Source organism: Albidovulum sp. (genome assembly GCF_049646345.1).
Classification (GTDB): Bacteria; Pseudomonadota; Alphaproteobacteria; order Rhodobacterales; family Rhodobacteraceae; genus Albidovulum.
The window spans coordinates 1-3,548 of record NZ_JBARVQ010000778.1 but is presented as its reverse complement, the minus strand read 5'-3'; the positions used below and the strand labels follow the sequence as shown (position 1 = coordinate 3,548).

General features: G+C 60.7%; 6 protein-coding genes. 4 read left to right on the top strand and 2 right to left on the bottom strand.

Annotation, left to right across the window (positions count from 1 at the left end):
• The 3 genes from WBB85_RS20475 to WBB85_RS20465 all read left to right on the top strand — a co-directional run.
• Positions 1-1,282: extracellular solute-binding protein (locus tag WBB85_RS20475; RefSeq protein ID WP_432640434.1), on the top strand; the 1,282-nt coding region annotated here is incomplete at its 5' end.
• Between the two features lie 4 nt (positions 1,283-1,286).
• Entirely contained in the window at positions 1,287-1,400 is a 114-nt protein-coding gene (locus WBB85_RS20470; RefSeq protein ID WP_432640433.1) for an entericidin EcnA/B family protein, read from the top strand.
• An 85-nt stretch (positions 1,401-1,485) separates the two neighbouring features.
• Complete coding sequence (locus WBB85_RS20465; protein WP_432640432.1) at positions 1,486-1,806, top strand: hypothetical protein; 321 nt, start codon at positions 1,486-1,488, stop codon at positions 1,804-1,806.
• Positions 1,807-1,815: 9 nt separating this feature from the next.
• On the opposite strand, the gene WBB85_RS20460 is transcribed toward WBB85_RS20465, so the two are convergent.
• Entirely contained in the window at positions 1,816-2,232 is a 417-nt protein-coding gene (locus WBB85_RS20460) for an OsmC family protein (RefSeq protein ID WP_432640431.1), read from the bottom strand.
• 115 nt (positions 2,233-2,347) lie between these two features.
• Positions 2,348-2,629, bottom strand: coding sequence for an usg protein (locus WBB85_RS20455; protein ID WP_432640430.1), 282 nt, complete (start codon positions 2,627-2,629; stop codon positions 2,348-2,350).
• Between the two features lie 202 nt (positions 2,630-2,831).
• Here WBB85_RS20455 and WBB85_RS20450 point away from each other — a divergent pair.
• On the top strand, positions 2,832-3,548 hold a 717-nt coding region (locus WBB85_RS20450; protein WP_432640429.1), incomplete at its 3' end, for a DNA gyrase subunit A.

Here is a 3,548-nt window from a genome sequence, read left to right as displayed (position 1 = left end):
CTTCAACACCGAGGACCGTGAACTGGCGCTTTTGATGGGGATGCGGCCGATCCTGAAAAAGGCGCAGTGGGAGGGCAAGACTTTCGAGGACGCCGCCCTCGATGTGCCCACCGGCACCGGCCCCTATATCGTCGCCGGGTTCGAACCGGGCCGTTACATCAGCTTCAAACGCAACCCCGATTACTGGGGCAAGGATCTGGCCTTCAACAAGGGCCAGAACAATTTTGACGAAATCCGCTATGACTATTACGGCGATGGCGACGTGGTGTTTCAGGCCTTCACGGGCGGTGAAACCTCCAGCCACCGGGAAGCCAATTCGGCGAAATGGGCCGACCAGTACGGTTTCACCTCGATCCAGTCGGGCGAAGTCGTGAAGTCAGAGATCGAAAACCAGCGCCCCTCGGGCATCACCGGTTTCGTCATGAACACCCGCGATCCGGTCTTCGTCGACTGGCGGGTGCGCGAGGCGATGCTTCTGGCCTTCAACTTCGAATTCATCAACCAGACACTGAACGGCGGAACCGAGCCGCGCATCACCTCGTATTTCTCGAACTCTGTCCTTGGCATGGGCGCAGGCCCCGCGACGGGCCGCGTGGCAGAACTCCTCGCCCCCTTCGCCGCGGATCTGCCACCCGGCACGATCGAGGGTTACGCCCTGCCCGGCGGCAATGCCGACCGCGCCGTCGATCGCGGCAACTTGCGCAAGGCGACGAAACTCCTGGAAGAGGCGGGATGGACGGTAGAGGACGGCACGTTGAAGAATACCGACGGCACGCCCTTTACCTTTGAACTGTTGCTGGCTTCGGGCGCCACAGAAACCCAGTCCATTGCCGATATCTATGTCGAAGCGCTGAAAACCCTTGGCATCTTCCCCACGGTGACCGTGGTCGACAGCGCCCAATACAAGGAACGCACCAACAATTACGAATTCGGTATGGCCTGGTACACGCGTGCCCTGTCGCTTTCCCCCGGCAATGAACAATTCCTCTATTGGGGGGCGAAAGGCGTCACCGAACCCGGCACGCGCAACTGGATGGGCATGAACTCGCCCGCCGCAGAGGCGCTGATCAAGGCCATGGTTGAAAGCCGCAGCCAGGAGGATTTCATCGCCGCCACCCGCGCGCTCGACCGGGTGCTGACGGCTGGACGCTATGTCATTCCGGTCTGGTTCTCGAAAGTGTCCCGCATCGCGCATTCCTCGCATCTTCACTATCCCGAACGTATTCCGCTATACGGGGACTGGCCCGGCTTTCAGCCCGAGGTCTGGTGGTATGAGGAATGACCGCATGAAGAAACTGGCCCTGATCGCGCTTCTGACGGCTCTTGCCGGCTGCAACACCGTCGCAGGCGTAGGCGACGACATTTCCGGTGGCGCGCGGACGGTGAAAAGCTGGTTCTGAGGCATTTGGCCGTCAGCCCCTCTTTATCCCCCGCCTGAACGGGTGCAGACTGTGGCGGCACAGAGTCGATAGCGGAACCGATCCGATGAAATGGCAGCATGTCCAGGAAAACTGGCCCGCATTCTTCGATGCGATCATTGACCGCTGGCCCGCCGCCGATGAGGCCGAGCTGGAAGAGATCGACGGCGATCAGCGCGCCTTCGTGGCTTACATCGCCGAACTGACGGAACAGGAGCCGGGCGATACCCGCGAAGAGATCCGCGAATGGCTGGCCGGTGAACTGCCGTCGGACGTCGTGATGGACCCGCGCCATGACGACCATTCGATCCGGCTTTCGGGCAAGTTCATGCCCGAGGGTGAGGATGAATATGACGACGATGCGCGGTTCGGCGATGACAACGCCTGAACAAGCGGATCAGGTCGGGTCGATGACCTCGAACCCATGGGTCACATCGGCCACCTTCGACATCATTGCCGAGGCCGAACAGTACTTTTCCGCCGATAGCTGAACTGCCCGCTCGACCTTTTTCGGATCAAGCCCCCTGCCCTTAACCGTGAACTGCAGATGGATCCTGGTGAAGACCTTGGGTTCCGTCTCTGCCCGTTCGGCGCTGACGTCGCAGATGCAGTCCTCGACCGGCTCCCGTCCCTTTTGCAGGATATGGACCACATCGTAAGAGGCGCAACCACCGGTGCCGATCAGGATCAGCTCCATCGGGCTTGGCCCCGGCTTCAGGCTGTCGCCATGGGCATTGCCCAGAACGATCTGGTGGCCTGCCTCGACCCCACCGGTAAAGGTCCGGTCCCCGACCCATGTGATGCGCGCTTTCATGTCTTCTCCCCGGTCCGCTTGCGGCGCGCATCATGGTTTGGCCGTCCGACCTCTGCAAGGGCCGTATGGACAGATGCCATACGTTTTGCCGACGTTTCGCAGGTCCTGGCCACCCTCAATGCAGCCGGAATTCGCCCACCACGTTCCGCCATTCACCCGGGCTGATCAGCTTGCGGTGACAAAAACGGACCGAATGCAGCGGTCCCTCAATCTGCTGCTGCCAGAATTCGATGAATTTGAAGAGTTCCGGATAGTCCGGGGCAAGATCATATTCCTGCCAGATGAAGGAATTCAGGACGTGCCGGTAGTCCGGCATCCGGTAGTAAAGTTCGGCCGTCGTGAGCCCATAGCCCTTCAGCATCAGCTCCGTTTCGGCCCCTTGCCCGCTTGCGCGCATGGCTGCCTCCGTAACTGCCTTATGCGACCATGCTACACCAGAACCGGTTAACGACAATGAAAACAATGTGTTATGATTGTGTTACCACGGACCGACGAAACCAGCCCCACTGCCATTGCACCCAACGGATGGCATGGGGTATAGTCACGCGCAACAATATCTAGCCCCCGCGCGGGCGCAAAAAAACAAAGGGCGAGCATCCGTGACCGATACCCCGGAAACCCCTGAAAACGCTGAGGAAAAACCCCAGCGTCCCGTTTATGACGGCCCGTCGGTCGACATTGCGGAGGAAATGAAGACCGCCTATCTCGATTACGCGATGAGCGTGATCGTCAGCCGGGCGATTCCGGACCTGCGTGACGGGCTGAAACCGGTGCACCGGCGCATCCTCTATGCGATGCACGAAACCGGCAACGGCCATGACAAGCCCTACCGCAAATCCGCCCGTCCCGTCGGCGATGTGATGGGTAAGTACCACCCGCATGGCGACGCCGCGATCTATGACGCGCTCGTGCGGATGGCGCAGGACTTTTCCATGTCGCTGCCGCTTCTCGACGGACAGGGCAATTTCGGTTCCATGGACGGCGATAACGCCGCCGCGATGCGCTATACCGAAGTGCGGATGGACAAGCCCGCCGCCTCGCTGCTGGCGGATATCGAGAAAGAGACAGTCGATTTTCAGGACAACTACGACGGCAAGGACCGCGAGCCGACGGTGCTGCCAGCGCGCTATCCGAACATGCTGGTCAATGGCGCGGGCGGTATCGCCGTCGGCATGGCCACCAATATCCCGCCGCACAATCTGGGTGAGGTGATCGACGGCACGCTGGCGCTGATCGAGGACCCGGATCTGTCGATGGAAGCGCTGATGGAGATCATCCCGGCGCCGGATTTCCCGACGGGCGGCATCATCCTTGGC

What these genes read in the sequence shown, in the direction of transcription:
- WBB85_RS20470 (WP_432640433.1), top strand. Translation starts at nt 1,287, where the DNA reads ATGAAGAAACTGGCCCTGATCGCGCTTCTGACGGCTCTTGCCGGCTGC.
- WBB85_RS20465 (WP_432640432.1), top strand. Translation starts at nt 1,486, where the DNA reads ATGAAATGGCAGCATGTCCAGGAAAACTGGCCCGCATTCTTCGATGCG.
- WBB85_RS20460 (WP_432640431.1), bottom strand. Translation starts at nt 2,232, where the DNA reads ATGAAAGCGCGCATCACATGGGTCGGGGACCGGACCTTTACCGGTGGG.
- WBB85_RS20455 (WP_432640430.1), bottom strand. Translation starts at nt 2,629, where the DNA reads ATGCGCGCAAGCGGGCAAGGGGCCGAAACGGAGCTGATGCTGAAGGGC.